Below are 16,792 nucleotides of genomic sequence, written 5' to 3'. Positions count from 1 at the left end.
CGCAAGACATGAAAAAAGCCCCGGACTTCGCAGCCGGGGCTTTTTCGTTACAGCATCACGTTACGCTTGAATAACCGGGATATTGGCATTGGCTGCCGCTTCACGGAATTCGGCGATCTGATCAAAGCTCAGGTAGCGGTACACGTCCGCTGCCATGGTGTTGATCTCTGCCGCGTAGGCCATGTATTCCTCAACGGAAGGCAGGCGACCCAGGATCGAGGCCACCGACGCCAACTCAGCCGAAGCCAGGTAAACGTTGGCGCCGTCACCCAGACGGTTCGGGAAGTTACGGGTCGACGTCGATACAACCGTCGAGTTCGGTTCTACGCGTGCCTGGTTACCCATGCACAGCGAGCAACCTGGCATTTCCATGCGTGCGCCCGCTTTGCCGTAGATGCCGTAATAGCCTTCTTCGGTCAGTTGGTGAGCGTCCATTTTGGTCGGAGGCGACAGCCACAGACGAGTTGGCAGCTGACCTTTGACCTTGTCCAGCAACTTGCCCGCAGCGCGGAAGTGGCCGATGTTGGTCATGCACGAACCGATAAACACTTCGTCGATCTTCTCACCGGCAACGGTGGACAGCAGACGGGCGTCATCCGGATCGTTTGGCGCGCAGAGCACAGGCTCATTGATGTCGGCCAGATCGATTTCGATGATGTGCGCGTATTCGGCGTCAGCATCGGCTTCCATCAATTCAGGATTGGCAATCCAGGCTTCCATCGCTTGAGCACGACGCTCAAGGGTGCGTGCATCGCCGTAACCTTCGCCGATCATCCAGCGCAGCAGGGTGATGTTGGAGTTCAGGTATTCGGTGATCGACTCTTTGGACAACTTGATGGTGCAGCCAGCAGCCGAACGTTCTGCCGAGGCGTCGGACAGTTCGAACGCTTGCTCGATGCTCAGGTTGTTCAGGCCTTCGATTTCCAGGATACGACCCGAGAATTCGTTGATCTTGCCTTTCTTCTCTACTGTCAGCAGACCTTTTTGGATCGCGACGTAAGGAATGGCGTGAACCAGGTCACGCAGGGTGATGCCCGGCTGCATTTCGCCTTTGAAGCGAACCAGAACCGATTCCGGCATGTCCAGTGGCATTACGCCAGTGGCTGCGGCGAATGCCACCAGACCCGAACCTGCCGGGAACGAAATACCCATTGGGAAACGGGTGTGGGAGTCACCGCCAGTACCAACGGTGTCCGGCAGCAGCATACGGTTCAGCCAGCTGTGGATGATGCCGTCGCCCGGACGCAGGGAAACGCCGCCACGGGTCATGATGAAGTCAGGCAGGGTGTGGTGGGTGGTCACGTCGATCGGCTTTGGATAAGCCGCGGTGTGGCAGAACGACTGCATCACCAGATCTGCGGAGAAGCCCAGGCACGCCAGGTCTTTCAGTTCGTCACGGGTCATTGGACCGGTGGTGTCCTGAGAACCTACGGTGGTCATCTTCGGTTCGCAGTAAGTGCCCGGACGTACGCCGGTCACGCCGCAAGCCTTGCCCACCATCTTCTGCGCCAGGGTGAAACCCTTGGTGCTTTCGATTGGAGCTTCCGGCTTTTTGAACAGGTCGGATGGACCCAGACCCAGTTCGGCGCGAGCCTTCTCGGTCAGGCCACGGCCGATGATCAACGGAATACGGCCGCCAGCACGAACTTCGTCCAGCAGAACCGGCGTTTTCAGTTCAAAGGTGGTGATGACTTCGTCAGTACCGTGCTTGCAGACTTTGCCAGCGTGCGGGTACAGGTCGATCACGTCGCCCATGTTGATGTTGGAAACATCGAACTCGATTGGCAGTGCGCCGGCATCTTCCATGGTGTTGTAGAAGATCGGAGCGATTTTGCTGCCGAAGCAGAAACCGCCGGCACGCTTGTTCGGCACGTAAGGGACGTCGTCGCCGAAGAACCACAGTACGGAGTTGGTGGCCGATTTACGCGACGAACCGGTACCGACCACGTCGCCAACGTAGGCAATAGGGAAGCCTTGGCCGCGCATTTCTTCGATTTGCTTCATCGGACCGATGGAGCCTTGCACGTCCGGCACGATACCTTCGCGGGCCATTTTCAGCATGGCCAGGGCGTGCAGCGGGATGTCAGGGCGCGACCAGGCATCAGGTGCTGGCGACAGGTCGTCGGTGTTGGTTTCGCCGGTGACCTTGAACACGCGCAGGCTGATTTTGTCAGCCAGAGTAGGGCGGTTCTTGAACCATTCGCCGTCAGCCCATGACTGCACAACCGCTTTAGCGTGCGGGTTGCCGTTTTTGGCTTTTTCAGCAACGTCGTGGAAGGCGTCGAACATCAGCAGGGTGTGCTTGAGTTGCGCAGCGGCAACCGGAGCCAGCTCTGCGTCGTCCAGCATCTCGACCAGAGTCACGATGTTGTAGCCGCCTTGCATGGTGCCCAGCAGTTCAACAGCGCGCTTTTTGTCGATCAGGGGGGAAGTGACTTCGCCTTTGGCGACGGCGGACAGGAAGCCGGCCTTCACGTAGGCAGCTTCGTCAACACCTGGTGGAACGCGGTTGGTGATCAGGTCAACGAGGAACGCTTCTTCGCCAGCTGGCGGGTTTTTCAGCAGCTCGACCAGGCCTGCGGTTTGTTCGGCGTTAAGCGGCTGGGGAACGATACCCAGGGCTGCACGCTCTTCGATATGTTTGCGGTAGGCTTCAAGCACAGTTATTACCCTCATCATTGGTCCCAAATGGGTGTCCGGGACGCTCATCCAGGAATGCCGAGTTCTCATGCGCTGCGGGGCTTTTTGAGCCGCTTAGCCAGAGTTTCAAGGATTCCCAACAGAAGCTGTTTTCAAAGTTTTACGCCTTCGGAACGGGGAGGTGATGCAGGTTGGTGCGGGCATTTGCATGACAAAGGCCCAACACCAACACCGTTCTTTGGGATCAACTGTGCTCGTGACGCTTTGAAAACAGCTTCCAACGGACATTGGCGCCTTAAAAGGCAGGCTGATTCTACGGTAAAAACTTGTTAAAGGTAAGTTAGGCCCTGAAGGTTGAGGGGTGATATGCGTTAGACAAAGGGCTAACATAGGCGCCTGTTTCGTTCTCAAGTGCTCTATTGCGCCATGTCCAATCAAACCATCAAGACTCCCTGCATCGGCCTGTGCTCAACGGTTTATGGCGATCTCGTGTGCCGTGGTTGCAAGCGTTTCCACCATGAAGTGATCCATTGGAATGGCTACAACGATGAGCAAAAACGCGCTGTCTGGCTGAGGCTTGAGCAATTATTGGTGCAGGTGATGGCGGGCAAGGTGGAAGTTTTCGACCCTGGCGCGCTGCGTACCCAGTTAGTGACGCGCAAAATCCGCTTTGTGCCGCATCAGTCGGAATATTGCTGGGCTTATCAATTGATTGCCCGCGGCGCCCGGGTGATCAACCAGCTGGAGATGTACGGCATGGTGTTGTTGCCTGAGTTCCGCGACTGGCCCTTGCCTGACCTGCGGGACGCCATTGATCGGGAATTCTTCCTCCTGTCAGAAGCTCACTACGAACGCTATATCGCACCAGGTTTTCTGCGCGACGTGATGGGCGAATAGAGCCCCTTTACAGTCAGGCTGGCGGCGTCGCAGTTGCTGGCGGCAACTGCGACGTGATCGGCCTGTCGCTGGGCAATCAGATTTTTGCGTTCAAGTCAGCTTCCAGCTGCTGGATTCTGTCTTGCGGTTTAATCACCAGAACGTCGGTTTCGACCGCATCGATGACCGATTCGGCCGTATTGCCAATCAAGGCACCGGACAGACCCGTACGGGCGACGGTTCCCAGTACGGTCACTACAGCGTTCAGTTTGTGGGCCAGCAGCGGAATAATCACATCAGGTGGGCCTTGCTCTATATGCAGGCGGCTGTCACTGATGTCGCTGGTGCGCTGAAATTCCTTGCAGGCTGCGCGATAACTCGCTTCATAGTCGGTAACGATGGGGTAAACCGCATCGACCGTGGCCAGCATGGGTGGTGGGAAAGCGCTCACCACATGCAGTTCGCCCTTGATCAGGCTGGCGATATTGAAGCCGCTGTCGACAATGCTCTCGTGCAATTGCCGATGCTCAGGTTCGGTATTACCCACGTCCACCGCGGCCAGCACCACGCCGCCTTCCCAGGGTCTGCTGTGTTTGGCAATCAGCACCGGGCATGGGCAGGCACGCAGCAGTTTCCAGTCTTCTGGCGTCAATAGCAGGGCTTTGATCGGGTTTTCGGGAAGGTGTTGCTTGATGACCAGTCCGCAGTTGTGGGCTTGTTGGGCATGAATGATGGTTTCGTGCTCGCTGCCGTGCCAGGCGCATTCTGTGCTGACACTGTAACCGCTCTCCACCAGTCCTTCTTTAAGCAGGTCCAGCAGCGCCAAGTGATCGTGATTTTTGTCGGCTATCAGTAAGTGCAAATGAGCTTTGGTTTGATCGGCGATCTGTTTGGCGCGTTTAAGAGCCGGGCTGTCATTGTGTTTAGGGTCTATCACCACTAACAGGTTGCGAGTGTTTTGCATGACCGATAACTCCATCTGGAATGAAGGTGCAGGCGCTCACTATAGTTGTTCGGTGCAGAACGCCATGTTGATGCAGGTCAAATCTGGCGGTTGGTGCTGCACCGCGTGCGCCCGTATAATCCGCCGCTTTTGTTACGCCTCCATCCAGTCTTAGTGAGCCTCATGTCAGCCATTCCCCAAAGCATTGCCCCTCTGTTGTGCAACCCCCAATGGTCTGGAGCCTGCGCATGAACCTGCCTGAAATTCATGAGTTTTTGGGTTGCCGCACGCCGGATGGCTGGATTCAAGCCGCACTGGCTGATCAGGAAACCCTGCTGATCGACCATAAGAACTGCGAATTCAAGGCGGCCAGCACCGCGCTAAGCCTGATTGCCAAATACCACTCCCATGCGGACCTGATCAACATGATGTCGCGTCTGGCCCGTGAAGAGCTGGTGCACCATGAGCAAGTCATGCGGTTAATGAAGAAACGCAAAATCGAACTGCGCCAATTGTCGGCAGGGCGTTACGCCTCGGGTTTGCGCAAGGTGGTGCGTAATCACGAGCCGGTCAAGCTGGTCGATACGCTGGTGGTCGGGGCATTTATTGAAGCGCGCAGTTGTGAGCGCTTCGAGGCGCTGGTGCCGCATTTGGACGAAGAACTTGGTACGTTCTATTTCGGTTTGCTCAAGAGTGAAGCCCGGCATTTTCAGGGCTACTTGAAGCTGGCCTATCAATACGGCGACGCCAAAGACATCGCGCACGTGATCGAGCGGGTCAGGGCGGCCGAGCAAGATCTGATCGAATCACCTGATGTGGAGTTCCGCTTTCACAGTGGCGTGCCCACTGCCGCTTAAGCGCCCTTAGCGGCCGCCGAAGGCTGCGTCCGGTTGCGAAGCAGTCATAAAACGGGGCAATGCGGTCTTCCTGAAGGATCGCACACCCCCATTTCACGAAGGCTATGCCTTCGAACGCCTTCGGCAGCTGCTACAGATTGATCCAGACGCCTAAAAGTCGCGCCCCAATAGATAGCCACCTAATGTTCGTCTTGACATTAACTGCCTAAGCAGTAACATCTTGAAACATTACTGCCTTGGCAGCTTTCTGGTGGCCAAATGAAGCATTTCCATCCCGATAATTTTCAAAACTGCACGCTGGGTTTGCTTTTGGGCAGAGCCGCCATGCTCAAAGACCGCATCATTGACCGCCACATGGAGCCTTACGGCATCACGGCGGCACAGTTCAAAGTCCTGATCATCATGGCTCAGTTCGAGGTGGATACGCCGGCCGAGCTGTGTCGGCACCTGTCTTTGGACAGTGGCGCCATGACCCGCATGCTGGATCGCCTTGAGCAGAAAAATCTGTTGGTTCGCCAGCGTTCCGAAGCCGACAGGCGTCAAGTGCGACTGGTGCTGACCGAGGATGGCCAAGCGCTGGCAGACCTGCTGCCACAAGTGGGCGCCGACGCCATGAACCAGTTGGCAGGGGCGATCAGCCCGCAAGAGTTGCAAAGTCTGGAACAGATTCTCAAAAAAATACTGCTGGCGGCCGGTGATCCGATCACCATTCTGCGTGTGGGTGAAAAATGAGCAACAAAACGCTAAGTACAGGCCTGAGCCTGGTGTTTGTGTCCATGGTGTTGGCGGGTTGTGCCAACTACAGCGGTCTTGGCACAGAAGGTAAAAGCCTTGAGGCGAAGAACCTTAAGGCCGCGCAATCGCTTGACGGTGTCAAGGTCACGCCCGCCGCCTGGCCTGAAAAGAACTGGTGGCAGCGCTTGGGTGATACCCGGCTCGATGGCTTGATTGAAGAGGCCTTGCGTGACAGCCCGGACCTGCAAATGGCCGCCGCCCGAGCCCATCAGGCCGCAGCGGCGGCGGGTGCAGCGGATGCGGCGCGAATGCCGACGCTGGACGCCGGGGCCGATGTCACGCGTTCACGTTTGGCGCGCGCGCAAGATCCTGCGGGGCAGGGCGGGCGTTACAGCACTGAGCGTGACCTCAATCTGACGTTCAATTACACCTTCGACCTGTGGGGCGGTCAGCGTGATGCCTGGGAAGCGGCATTGGGCCAAGCCCGCGCAGCCGAAGTAGACAGTCAGGCGGCGCGGCTGACGCTGGCGGCCGATGTGGCGCGCGGTTACAGCAATCTGGCCCACGCGTTCAGCGTTCGCGATCTGGCTGGCGATGACTTGAAGCGCACCCGGCAGATGCTTGAGTTGAGCCAGCGTCGGCTGCAAGCCGGCATCGACAGTCACTATCAATACCAGCAAACCGAAAGCCTTGAAGCCAGCTCCCAAGCGCAGTTGATCAATGCTGAAAAGCAATTGAAAAGCGCACGCATCGCACTGGCTGTTTTGCTGGGCAAGGGCCCGGATCGCGGGGCTGACATCGCACGGCCCAAAGTATTGCTGCCCAGTGCGGTCGCCGTGCCCAGCACATTGCCTGCCGAGTTGTTGGGGCGTCGTCCCGATCTGATCGCCGCGCGCTGGCGTGTCGAAGCGGCAAGCAAGAATATTGCCGCAGCTAAAACCCGCTTCTACCCCAACCTCAACCTGACCGCCGCTGCCGGCACTCAGTCATTGTTGGGGGATGCGCTGTTTGGTTCAGCCAGCCGCTTCTTCAATATTGCGCCAGCCGTATCGCTGCCGATCTTCGACGGCGGGCGCCTGCGTGCGGGGCTGGATGCCGAGGATGCCAATTACGATCTGGCCGTCGCGCAGTACAACAAAACCCTAGTGGCTGCATTGGGTGATGTCAGTGACAGCATTGAGCAGCTCAGCGCCCTTGGTCGGCAAATCAGCACGCAACAGCGCGCAGCGGATATTGCGCAAGAGTCCTACAGCACCGGGTTGCAACGCTATGAATCGGGTGTCGGCAACTACCTGGATGTGCTCAGCATTGAGCAGCAATTGCTTGGGGCCCAGCGTCAGCTGGCGGACCTGAATGCCGAGCAGATCGACCTTTCGATTCAACTGATGCAAGCCCTGGGCGGCGGCTATGAGCCCGGCAACACGGCTGCGGCCGTTCCTACTCAAGCCTCCCTGGCAGAATAATTTTAGGTACTTGTTATGGCTACTGATCACACACCGAATCAAGCGCAAGACGCTCAAGACGCTGGCAATCAGCGTAAACGCAAACTCTGGCTGGGCGGTCTGGCGCTGCTGGTCATTCTCGTTGGCCTGGGTGTTTGGGGTTGGCACGAAATGTACGGCCGCTGGAGCGAAAGCACTGACGACGCTTATGTGAATGGCAACGTGGTGGAAATCACGCCGCTGGTGACGGGCACCGTGGTCAGCATTGGCGCGGACGATGGCGACCTGGTTCACGAAGGGCAAGTGCTGCTCAATTTTGACCCCAGCGATTCGCTGGTGGGTTTGCAGAGCGCTGAGGCCAATCTGGCGCGCACTGTGCGTCAGGTTCGCGGTCTGTTCAGCAATGTAAACGGCACCAAGGCGCAGGTGGCTGCACAGAAAATCGAAGTGCAAAAAGCGCAGGACAACTACAACCGTCGTAAAAGTCTGGCAGTGGGTGGGGCGATTTCCCAGGAAGAACTGTCCCATGCACGGGATGATCTGGCTTCGGCGCAAAGTGCCTTGCGCAATAACGAGCAACAACTCGATACCACCAGCGCCCTGGTGGATAACACCGCAGTGGCCAGCCACCCGGATGTGATGGCTGCGGCTGCGAAAGTGCGCCAGGCGTATCTGGAACATGCGCGCACCACCTTGATTGCCCCCGTCACCGGCTATGTGGCCAAACGGACAGTGCAATTGGGACAGCGTGTGCAGCCGGGTACAGCGCTTATGGCCGTTATCCCGCTGAATCAGCTGTGGATCGACGCCAACTTCAAGGAAACCCAGCTGCATCAGATGCGCATTGGTCAGCCAGTGGACATTGAGTCGGATATTTACGGCAGCGGCGTTAAATACAGCGGCACCGTCGACAGCATTGGCGCGGGCACCGGCAGCGCGTTTGCCTTGTTGCCTGCGCAAAACGCCACGGGTAACTGGATCAAGATTGTCCAGCGTGTGCCGGTGCGTATTCACATCAATGCTGACCAGTTGGCCGAGCATCCACTGCGCGTTGGCCTGTCGACCACGGTCGAGGTGAACCTGCATGACCAGAGTGGGCCGGTATTGGCGCAGCAACCGCCGCAAAAAGCCATGTTCACCACCAATGTCTACGAGCAGCAATTGGCTGAAGCCGAAGCGCTTATCACGCGTTTGATTGACAGCAACAGCGCTGCAACCGCTCAGCGCTGATTCGCCAATCCATAAGCCTCGCTCAACAGGCGGGGCTGCACACCCGGTTTTAAAGGATTAGCGATGAGTACAAACGCGTCTTTCACGCCGCCGAGCCTGGTGCTGGCCACCATTGGCCTGTCGCTGGCAACCTTTATGCAGGTACTCGACACCACCATTGCCAACGTCGCTTTGCCGACCATCTCCGGCAATCTAGGGGTCAGTTCAGAGCAGGGCACTTGGGTTATTACATCATTTGCGGTGAGTAACGCCATTGCCTTGCCGCTGACGGGCTGGTTGAGCCGGCGCTTTGGTGAGGTGAAGTTATTTTTGTGGGCCACGATCCTGTTCGTGCTGGCCTCGTTTCTGTGCGGTATTTCGACGTCCATGCCTGAGTTGGTGGGCTTTCGGGTGCTGCAAGGGCTGGTGGCCGGGCCGCTTTACCCGATGACGCAAACTTTGTTGATTGCGGTGTATCCGCCCGCGAAACGGGGGATGGCATTGGCATTGCTGGCGATGGTCACGGTGGTTGCGCCCATTGCCGGGCCGATATTGGGTGGTTGGATCACAGACAGTTACAGCTGGCCTTGGATTTTCTTCATTAATATCCCGATTGGCATCTTCGCTGTGATGGTGGTGCGTCAGCAGTTGAAGGCGCGCCCTGTGGTGATTACCCGTCAGCCGATGGATTATGTGGGGCTGATCACCCTGATCATTGGTGTTGGCGCGCTGCAAATCGTGCTCGACAAGGGCAATGACCTGGACTGGTTTGAGTCCACATTCATCCTGATGGGCACGGCATTGTCTGTGGTGGCGCTGGCGGCCTTTGTCATCTGGGAAATGACCGACAAGCACCCCATCGTCAATTTGCGCCTGTTTGCTTACCGAAACTTCCGCATTGGCACCATTGTGCTGGTACTGGGCTATGCCGGATTCTTCGGCATCAACCTGATCTTGCCGCAATGGTTGCAGACTCAGATGGGCTATACCGCCACGTGGGCGGGGCTTGCAGTGGCGCCGATTGGCATCTTGCCCGTGCTGATGTCACCTTTTGTCGGCAAGTACGCGCACAAATTCGATTTGCGTCTGCTGGCCGGGCTGGCATTTTTGGCGATCGGGTTGAGCTGCTTTATGCGTGCAGATTTCACCAATGAGGTGGATTTCCAGCATATTGCGATGGTGCAACTCTTTATGGGGATTGGCGTAGCGCTGTTCTTTATGCCGACGCTGAGTATTTTGATGTCGGATTTGCCTCCTCATCAAATTGCCGACGGTGCGGGGCTGGCTACGTTTTTGCGAACGTTGGGCGGCAGTTTTGCGGCGTCATTGACCACCTGGATCTGGATTCGCCGCGCGGATCAGCACCATGCCTACTTGAGCGAAAGCATCAGCGCCTATGACCCGATTACCCGGCATACGCTGGAGAGTCTGGGTGGCGCCAGTACACCAGCCTATGCGCAGATGGATCAAATTCTGACCAGTCAGGCGTATATGTTCTCCACCGTGGATTACTTCACCCTGATGGGCTGGATGTTCATGGGCTTGATTTTGCTGGTATGGCTGGCGAAACCGCCGTTTACCGCGAAGGCGGGGCCAGCGGCGAGCGGGCATTGATGGGTCACCCTCACCCTAACCCTCTCCCAAAGGGAGAGGGGACTGACCGCATGCAGACTCAAGAACACCACAAATCAGTTCCCTCTCCCTCTGGGAGAGGGCTAGGGTGAGGGGCTTCTAGGCCGGCGGCAACATCAAAGCCGGCGCAAAATCAAACGGCGCCAGTTGCATGCCATTCTCATCCACTTGCAATACCCAGCCTTGTTTGTCCCAGTCACCAAGCACAATGCGCTTGGCGGCCTGCTCGCCGATTTGCAACTTGTGAATCGCCGGGCGGTGGGTATGGCCATGGATCAAGGTGTGCACACCAAAGTGCGCCATGATTCGTGGCACTTCTTCGGGCGTCACATCCACAATGTCATTGGCTTTCATGCGGGTCTGCGCGCGGCTTTCGCTGCGCAGCTTGCGGGCCAGCTTATGGCGCGTACCCAGGGGTAGATGGCGCAGCACCCACATAGTCACAGGGCTGCGCAGGTAGCGTCGCAGGCGCATATAAGCTTCATCACGGGTGCACAGGCTGTCGCCGTGCATCAGCAATACCGGCTCGCCATAGAAATCAACCACAGTGGGGTCTTTGATCAGGGTGCAGCCAGCCGCTTTGCAAAACGCCTGGCCGAGCAAAAAGTCGCGATTGCCGTGCATCAGATAAACCTGAGTGCCGCTGTCGCTTAATGATCGCAGCGCTTCACAGATCGAGCGCTGAAAGGGTGTCATCGCATCGTCGCCAATCCAGGCTTCGAAAAAATCGCCCAGAATGTACAGCGCCTGAGCCGAGCGCGCACGCCCGGTCAGGAAATCCAGAAACGCCCGGGTAATGTCCGGGCGCTCCTCTTCCAGATGCAAATCTGAAATCAGCAGTATCACTCAATGATCTCGGCTTTCTCGACAATCACATCTTCAACAGGCACGTCCTGGTGGCCGGCTTTGGAGGTGGTTTGAACGCCTTTGATCTTGTCTACAACGTCCTGGCCTTCAACAACCTTGCCGAACACTGCATAACCCCAGCCTTGGGTGTTTTTGCCGCTGTGGTTCAGGAAGCTGTTATCAGCCACGTTGATGAAGAACTGCGCGGAAGCCGAATGCGGCTCCATGGTGCGCGCCATGGCAACGGTGTACTTGTCGTTCGACAGGCCGTTGTCAGCCTCGTTCTGGATGCTTGGACGCTTGTCTTTTTTCTCTTTCATGCCAGGCTCGAAACCGCCGCCCTGAACCATGAAGTTGCCGATAACACGGTGGAAAATCGTGTTTTCGTAGTGGCCGGCTTTCACGTATTCGATGAAGTTGGCAACAGTGATCGGTGCTTTTTCAGCGTTGAGTTCGATCACGATGTCGCCGTGATTGGTGGTCAATTTTACTTGGGTCATGATGAGTATCGCTCTATCAGGGAATTCGTAGGGTCTGGAGGATGCGCGCATCGGGCCCCGGACTGGCTGGGTAGATACAGCCGCGGGCGGAGTTTAGCGTGCTCGCAGTGCATTTCGATGGTGTTTTTGCCATATGGGGGTTAAAAGCCGGCATTTCAATTGCTTTGATTCAACACCTGCTCTGTCAGGGACTTGACAGCATCGGCTATGATAGGCGCTTTGATTTAGTCGGCCGACCCAGGCCGCGCACCTGTTACGTTCAAGGATCCTATGAGCAAGCCCATTGTCGACCCCACTCTGAATTCAAAGGCTGGCCCTGCTGTCCCGGCTAACTTCCTGCGTCCAATCGTTCAGGCGGACCTAGACTCGGGTAAATACACACAGATCGTGACCCGTTTTCCGCCGGAGCCAAACGGCTATCTGCACATCGGTCATGCCAAATCCATTTGTGTGAACTTTGGGCTGGCTCAAGAGTTTGGCGGCGTGACGCATTTGCGTTTTGACGACACCAACCCGGCAAAAGAAGACCAGGAATACATCGACGCCATTGAAAGCGACGTCAAGTGGCTGGGCTTCGAGTGGGCCGGTGAAGTGCGTTACGCGTCGCAATATTTCGATCAACTGCATGAGTGGGCGATTTACCTGATTAAAGAAGGTAAAGCCTATGTCTGCGATCTAACCCCTGAGCAAGCCAAGGAATACCGTGGCAGCTTGACTGAGCCTGGCAAAAACAGCCCGTTCCGCGACCGCAGTGTCGAAGAGAACCTGGATCTGTTTGCCCGCATGAAAGCCGGTGAGTTCGAAGACGGCAAGCGTGTACTGCGTGCCAAGATCGACATGGCCTCGCCCAACATGAATCTGCGCGATCCGATCATGTACCGCATTCGCCATGCTCATCACCACCAGACCGGTGATAAATGGTGCATCTACCCGAACTATGACTTCACCCACGGTCAGTCGGATGCGATCGAAGGCATTACGCACTCGATCTGCACCCTTGAGTTCGAAAGCCATCGTCCGCTGTACGAATGGTTCCTCGATAGCCTGCCGGTGCCGTCGCGTCCGCGTCAGTATGAGTTCAGCCGCCTGAACCTCAACTACACCATCACCAGCAAGCGTAAGCTCAAACAGCTGGTCGATGAAAAGCACGTCAATGGCTGGGATGACCCGCGCATGTCGACGTTGTCGGGTTTCCGTCGCCGCGGTTACACGCCTAAATCGATCCGTAATTTCTGCGACATGGTCGGCACCAACCGTTCCGACGGTGTGGTTGACTTCGGCATGCTGGAATTCAGCATCCGTGACGACCTTGATCACAGCGCGCCGCGTGCCATGTGTGTATTGCGCCCGTTGAAAGTCGTGATCACCAACTACCCGGAAGGTCAGGTCGAGAACCTTGAGCTGCCTTGCCACCCTAAAGCCGACATGGGTGTACGGGTACTGCCTTTCGCCCGTGAAATCTATATCGACCGTGATGACTTCATGGAAGAGCCGCCAAAAGGCTACAAGCGTCTTGAGCCAGCGGGTGAAGTGCGTCTGCGTGGCAGCTATGTAATCCGTGCCGACGAAGCTATCAAAGACGCCGATGGCAACATCGTTGAACTGCGTTGCTCCTACGATCCTGAAACTCTGGGTAAAAACCCGGAGGGTCGCAAGGTTAAAGGTGTGGTGCATTGGGTGCCTGCTGCGGCCAGTGTCGAGTGCGAAGTGCGTTTGTATGACCGTCTGTTCCGCTCGCCGAACCCTGAAAAGGCTGAAGACGGCGCGGGCTTCCTGGAAAACATCAACCCTGATTCGTTGCAGGTGCTGACCGGTTGTCGTGCTGAACCCTCGCTGGGCAATGCGCAGCCGGAAGACCGCTTCCAGTTCGAGCGCGAAGGTTACTTCTGCGCAGACATCAAGGACTCGAAGCCCGGTCATCCGGTATTCAACCGTACCGTGACCCTGCGTGACTCCTGGGGCCAGTGATCAAGTTTTGAAGGAAGTCGTCGTGCTAACGATCTACAACACGCTCACCAAGAGCAAAGAAGTTTTCAAGCCGCTGGATGGCAACAAGGTGCGTATGTACGTGTGCGGCATGACCGTGTACGACTACTGCCACTTGGGCCATGGTCGCAGCATGGTTGCCTTTGATCTGGTGACCCGTTGGTTGCGCTTTAGCGGTTATGACCTGACTTACGTGCGCAATATCACGGATATCGACGACAAGATCATTAATCGCGCACGTGAAAACGGTGAAGCGTTTGAGGCGCTGACCGAGCGCATGATCGCCGCGATGCATGAGGATGAAGCTCGTCTCAATATCCGCAAGCCGGATATGGAACCGCGTGCCACGGATCATATCGCCGGTATGCATGCCATGATCCAGACCCTGATCGACAAAGGTTATGCCTACGCGCCGGGTAATGGCGATGTGTATTACCGCGTTGCCAAGTTCATGGGTTACGGCAAGCTGTCGCGTAAAAAGATCGAAGACCTGCGCATCGGTGCACGCATTGAAGTCGATGAGGCCAAGGAAGATCCTCTGGATTTCGTGCTGTGGAAGGGCGTCAAGCCGGGCGAGCCGAGCTGGGCCTCTCCTTGGGGGGCGGGTCGTCCGGGCTGGCACATTGAATGCTCGGTGATGTCCACCTGCTGCCTGGGCGAGACGTTCGATATTCATGGTGGTGGCAGTGACCTTGAGTTCCCGCATCATGAAAACGAAATCGCTCAAAGCGAGGCGGCGACGGGTAAAACCTACGCCAATGCCTGGATGCACTGCGGGATGATTCGCATCAATGGCGAGAAGATGTCCAAGTCCTTGAACAACTTCTTCACCATTCGCGACGTCCTGGAGAAATATCACCCGGAAGTGGTGCGTTATCTGTTGGTGTCCAGCCATTACCGCAGCTCGATCAACTACTCCGAAGACAACCTCAAGGATGCGAAAGCGGCTCTTGAGCGGTTCTATCACGCGCTCAAAGGGCTGCCAAAAGCGGCTCCGGCCGGTGGTGAGGCGTTTGTTGAACGCTTCACGCAGGTGATGAACGATGACTTCGGCACGCCGGAAGCCTGTGCCGTGCTGTTCGAGATGGTTCGTGAGATCAACCGCCTGCGCGAAACTGACTTGCAGGCGGCGGCTGGTTTGGCCGCGCGCCTCAAACAGTTGGCTGACGTGCTGGGTATTTTGCAGCTCGAAGCGGATGATTTCTTGCAGGCGGGCGCTGAAGGCAAGGTCGATGCGGCTGAAGTGGATGCTTTGATCGCAGCCCGTTTGGCGGCTCGTGCAGCTAAAGACTGGGCCGAGTCCGATCGGATTCGCGACCAGCTCGCAGCGATGGGCGTGGTGCTGGAAGATGGTAAAGGCGGCACAACCTGGCGCTTGGCTGACTAGGTTGCCCGTTGCGTGAACAAAAGCCCGCCGCGTGCGGGCTTTTGTTTGTTCGTCTTTTGTTGGAGGAACTAAAAACGGCACCCTGAGGTGCCGTTTTTATGCGGGGGCAAACACTCAGTCGTGCAGTGTTTCGGCCGCGTACAGCGTGTTTTCCAGCAGGCAGGCGCGAGTCATCGGGCCTACACCGCCCGGCACCGGGGTAATCCAGCCGGCGCGGGGCAGGGCGGTTTCGTACACCACGTCGCCCACCAGCTTGCCATCCGCCTGACGGTTGATGCCAACGTCGATGACGATGGCGCCTTCCTTGATCCACTCGCCTTTAACCAGGCCCGGCTTTCCGGCTGCCACGACCACCAGGTCAGCGCGGCCAACGTGGCCAGCCAGGTCCTTGGTGAAACGGTGGGTCACGGTCACGGTGCAGCCAGCCAGCAATAGCTCCATGGCCATGGGGCGGCCCACGATATTGGAGGCGCCGACAATCACTGCATCCATTCCGTACAGGTCCTGGCCGGTGCTTTCCAGCAGCGCCATGATGCCTTTTGGGGTGCAGGGGCGCAGTAGCGGAATGCGTTGTGCAAGACGGCCGACGTTATAGGGGTGAAAACCGTCAACGTCTTTGTCCGGGCGGATGCGCTCAAGTAGTTTGGAGGCATCCAAATGCTCGGGCAAAGGCAGTTGCAGGAGAATGCCGTCGATATTCGCGTCGTCATTCAGACGGTCGATCAGGTCGGTCAGTGCTTGCTGGGTGGTGTCTGAAGGCAAGTCATAGGCTTGAGAGAGAAAGCCTACCTCTTCGCAGTCTTTACGCTTGTGCGAGACATAAACCTGGGAAGCAGGATCGCTGCCGACCAGAATCACTGCCAGGCCGGGCGTTCGCAGGCCTTGCTCGTGACGCTCGGCAACACGTTTGGCAATCTGCTGGCGCAGGCTGGCGGCGATCGCTTTACCGTCGATTAGTTGTGCAGTCATTACGCGTGATTAACCATCGTAAAGGGTGGAAAAAGGACGAGCATTCTCGCATGCCGTGACGTGAGGGCAAAGGCGCTTGGTCTGCTTATTCCCCTAACTCCTTTATATTTCTGAACTTTTTTTAAAAAAGAGTTGACGACCTACGGGGTCGTCTATAAGATTCGTCGCACTTGTCGGGCACAGCCTAGCACTGGTTATGAAAGTGGAGCGAAGTTGTTGTCCAGCTTGGTGATACTGAAAGCACTTAGTTTGTAGTCGTCACAGAGTACAGATTATTAAGGCGCCCGTAGCTCAGCTGGATAGAGCATCCGCCTTCTAAGCGGATGGTCGCAGGTTCGAGTCCTGCCGGGTGCGCCATTAGGCAGCTTTGGCACAAGTAAAGCAGTACAGGCAATATGGTGGGCGTAGCTCAGTTGGTAGAGCACGGGATTGTGACTCCCGTTGTCGAGGGTTCGATCCCCTTCGTCCACCCCATATTTAGAAGGCCGCCAGATTAATAATCTGGCGTCTTTGCTTCAAGTGTTTGAAATGCGGATGTGGTGGAATTGGTAGACACACTGGATTTAGGTTCCAGCGCCGAAAGGTGTGAGAGTTCGAGTCTCTCCGTCCGCACCAAATATGGGTTTGTAGCGTTACTGGCTATAAATTCGCGGAATAGAGCCGCTATAGCGGCTTTGTTCTTTAAAGATTCATGCAATATGGTGGGCGTAGCTCAGTTGGTAGAGCACGGGATTGTGACTCCCGTTGTCGAGGGTTCGATCCCCTTCGTC

General features: G+C 56.8%; 13 protein-coding genes and 3 tRNA genes. 11 read left to right on the top strand and 5 right to left on the bottom strand.

All coding sequences use genetic code 11. The annotated features are described in order from the left end of the window. Positions 1-60: 60 nt before the first annotated feature. On the bottom strand, positions 61-2,661 hold the full coding sequence (acnB, locus tag GHN86_RS12680; RefSeq protein ID WP_323369283.1) for a bifunctional aconitate hydratase 2/2-methylisocitrate dehydratase: 2,601 nt from the start codon (positions 2,659-2,661) through the stop codon (positions 61-63). A 405-nt stretch (positions 2,662-3,066) separates the two neighbouring features. Between acnB and GHN86_RS12675 the strand changes: the two genes are divergently transcribed. Beyond that, a complete protein-coding gene (locus GHN86_RS12675) occupies positions 3,067-3,537 on the top strand; it encodes a DUF1289 domain-containing protein (RefSeq protein ID WP_153378626.1) in 471 nt (156 codons plus the stop codon). Between the two features lie 76 nt (positions 3,538-3,613). Here GHN86_RS12675 and GHN86_RS12670 read toward each other — a convergent pair whose 3' ends face one another. After that, positions 3,614-4,480, bottom strand: a complete 867-nt coding sequence (locus tag GHN86_RS12670) for a universal stress protein (RefSeq protein ID WP_153378625.1) — start codon at positions 4,478-4,480, stop codon at positions 3,614-3,616. 227 nt (positions 4,481-4,707) lie between these two features. On the opposite strand from GHN86_RS12670, the gene GHN86_RS12665 reads away from it, so the two are divergent. From GHN86_RS12665 to GHN86_RS12645, 5 genes are all read left to right on the top strand, one after another. Next, a complete protein-coding gene (locus GHN86_RS12665) occupies positions 4,708-5,316 on the top strand; it encodes a tRNA-(ms[2]io[6]A)-hydroxylase (protein WP_153378624.1) in 609 nt (202 codons plus the stop codon). A 258-nt stretch (positions 5,317-5,574) separates the two neighbouring features. Then, positions 5,575-6,048, top strand: coding sequence for a MarR family winged helix-turn-helix transcriptional regulator (locus GHN86_RS12660; RefSeq protein ID WP_153378623.1), 474 nt, complete (start codon positions 5,575-5,577; stop codon positions 6,046-6,048). After that, positions 6,045-7,514 carry an efflux transporter outer membrane subunit gene (locus tag GHN86_RS12655; RefSeq protein WP_153386680.1) on the top strand — a complete coding sequence of 490 codons (1,470 nt, stop codon included), beginning with the start codon at positions 6,045-6,047 and terminating at the stop codon, positions 7,512-7,514. The genes GHN86_RS12660 and GHN86_RS12655 overlap by 4 nt, the downstream gene beginning before the upstream one ends. Before the next feature lie 15 nt (positions 7,515-7,529). After that, complete coding sequence (locus GHN86_RS12650; RefSeq protein WP_153382999.1) at positions 7,530-8,723, top strand: efflux RND transporter periplasmic adaptor subunit; 1,194 nt, start codon at positions 7,530-7,532, stop codon at positions 8,721-8,723. 63 nt (positions 8,724-8,786) lie between these two features. Further along, complete coding sequence (locus GHN86_RS12645) at positions 8,787-10,316, top strand: DHA2 family efflux MFS transporter permease subunit (RefSeq protein ID WP_153382997.1); 1,530 nt, start codon at positions 8,787-8,789, stop codon at positions 10,314-10,316. 117 nt (positions 10,317-10,433) lie between these two features. Here GHN86_RS12645 and lpxH read toward each other — a convergent pair whose 3' ends face one another. Beyond that, positions 10,434-11,180, bottom strand: a complete 747-nt coding sequence (gene lpxH / locus GHN86_RS12640; RefSeq protein ID WP_323369598.1) for a UDP-2,3-diacylglucosamine diphosphatase — start codon at positions 11,178-11,180, stop codon at positions 10,434-10,436. Beyond that, entirely contained in the window at positions 11,177-11,680 is a 504-nt protein-coding gene (locus GHN86_RS12635; protein WP_122786101.1) for a peptidylprolyl isomerase, read from the bottom strand. Before GHN86_RS12635 ends, lpxH begins: the two co-directional genes overlap by 4 nt. A gap of 270 nt (positions 11,681-11,950) precedes the next feature. Here GHN86_RS12635 and GHN86_RS12630 point away from each other — a divergent pair, with 270 nt between their 5' ends. Together GHN86_RS12630 and cysS are read left to right on the top strand one after the other, a co-directional pair. Beyond that, positions 11,951-13,648: a glutamine--tRNA ligase/YqeY domain fusion protein gene (locus GHN86_RS12630; RefSeq protein WP_153382995.1), complete on the top strand. Its 1,698-nt coding sequence runs from the start codon at positions 11,951-11,953 to the stop codon at positions 13,646-13,648. A 22-nt stretch (positions 13,649-13,670) separates the two neighbouring features. Next, positions 13,671-15,053 (top strand): cysteine--tRNA ligase, encoded by a 1,383-nt coding sequence (gene cysS, locus GHN86_RS12625; RefSeq protein ID WP_323369597.1) that lies wholly within the window; start codon positions 13,671-13,673, stop codon positions 15,051-15,053. A gap of 114 nt (positions 15,054-15,167) precedes the next feature. Here the strand turns inward: cysS and folD are convergent, their stop codons facing one another. Next, positions 15,168-16,022: a bifunctional methylenetetrahydrofolate dehydrogenase/methenyltetrahydrofolate cyclohydrolase FolD gene (folD, locus tag GHN86_RS12620; protein WP_153382991.1), complete on the bottom strand. Its 855-nt coding sequence runs from the start codon at positions 16,020-16,022 to the stop codon at positions 15,168-15,170. Positions 16,023-16,302: 280 nt separating this feature from the next. Between folD and GHN86_RS12615 the strand changes: the two genes are divergently transcribed. The 3 genes from GHN86_RS12615 to GHN86_RS12605 all read left to right on the top strand — a co-directional run bounded on the left by GHN86_RS12615 (position 16,303) and on the right by GHN86_RS12605 (position 16,637). Further along, positions 16,303-16,379 (top strand) — tRNA-Arg (locus tag GHN86_RS12615). Positions 16,380-16,420: 41 nt separating this feature from the next. Then, a tRNA-His gene (locus GHN86_RS12610) sits at positions 16,421-16,496 on the top strand. Between the two features lie 56 nt (positions 16,497-16,552). Further along, positions 16,553-16,637, top strand: a tRNA-Leu gene (locus GHN86_RS12605). The last annotated feature ends 155 nt before the right edge of the window (positions 16,638-16,792 follow it).

The organism is Pseudomonas helleri (assembly GCF_009600315.1).
GTDB classification, from domain to species: Bacteria; Pseudomonadota; Gammaproteobacteria; order Pseudomonadales; family Pseudomonadaceae; genus Aquipseudomonas; species Aquipseudomonas helleri_A.
This window is presented reverse-complemented; position numbering and strand designations above follow the sequence as displayed.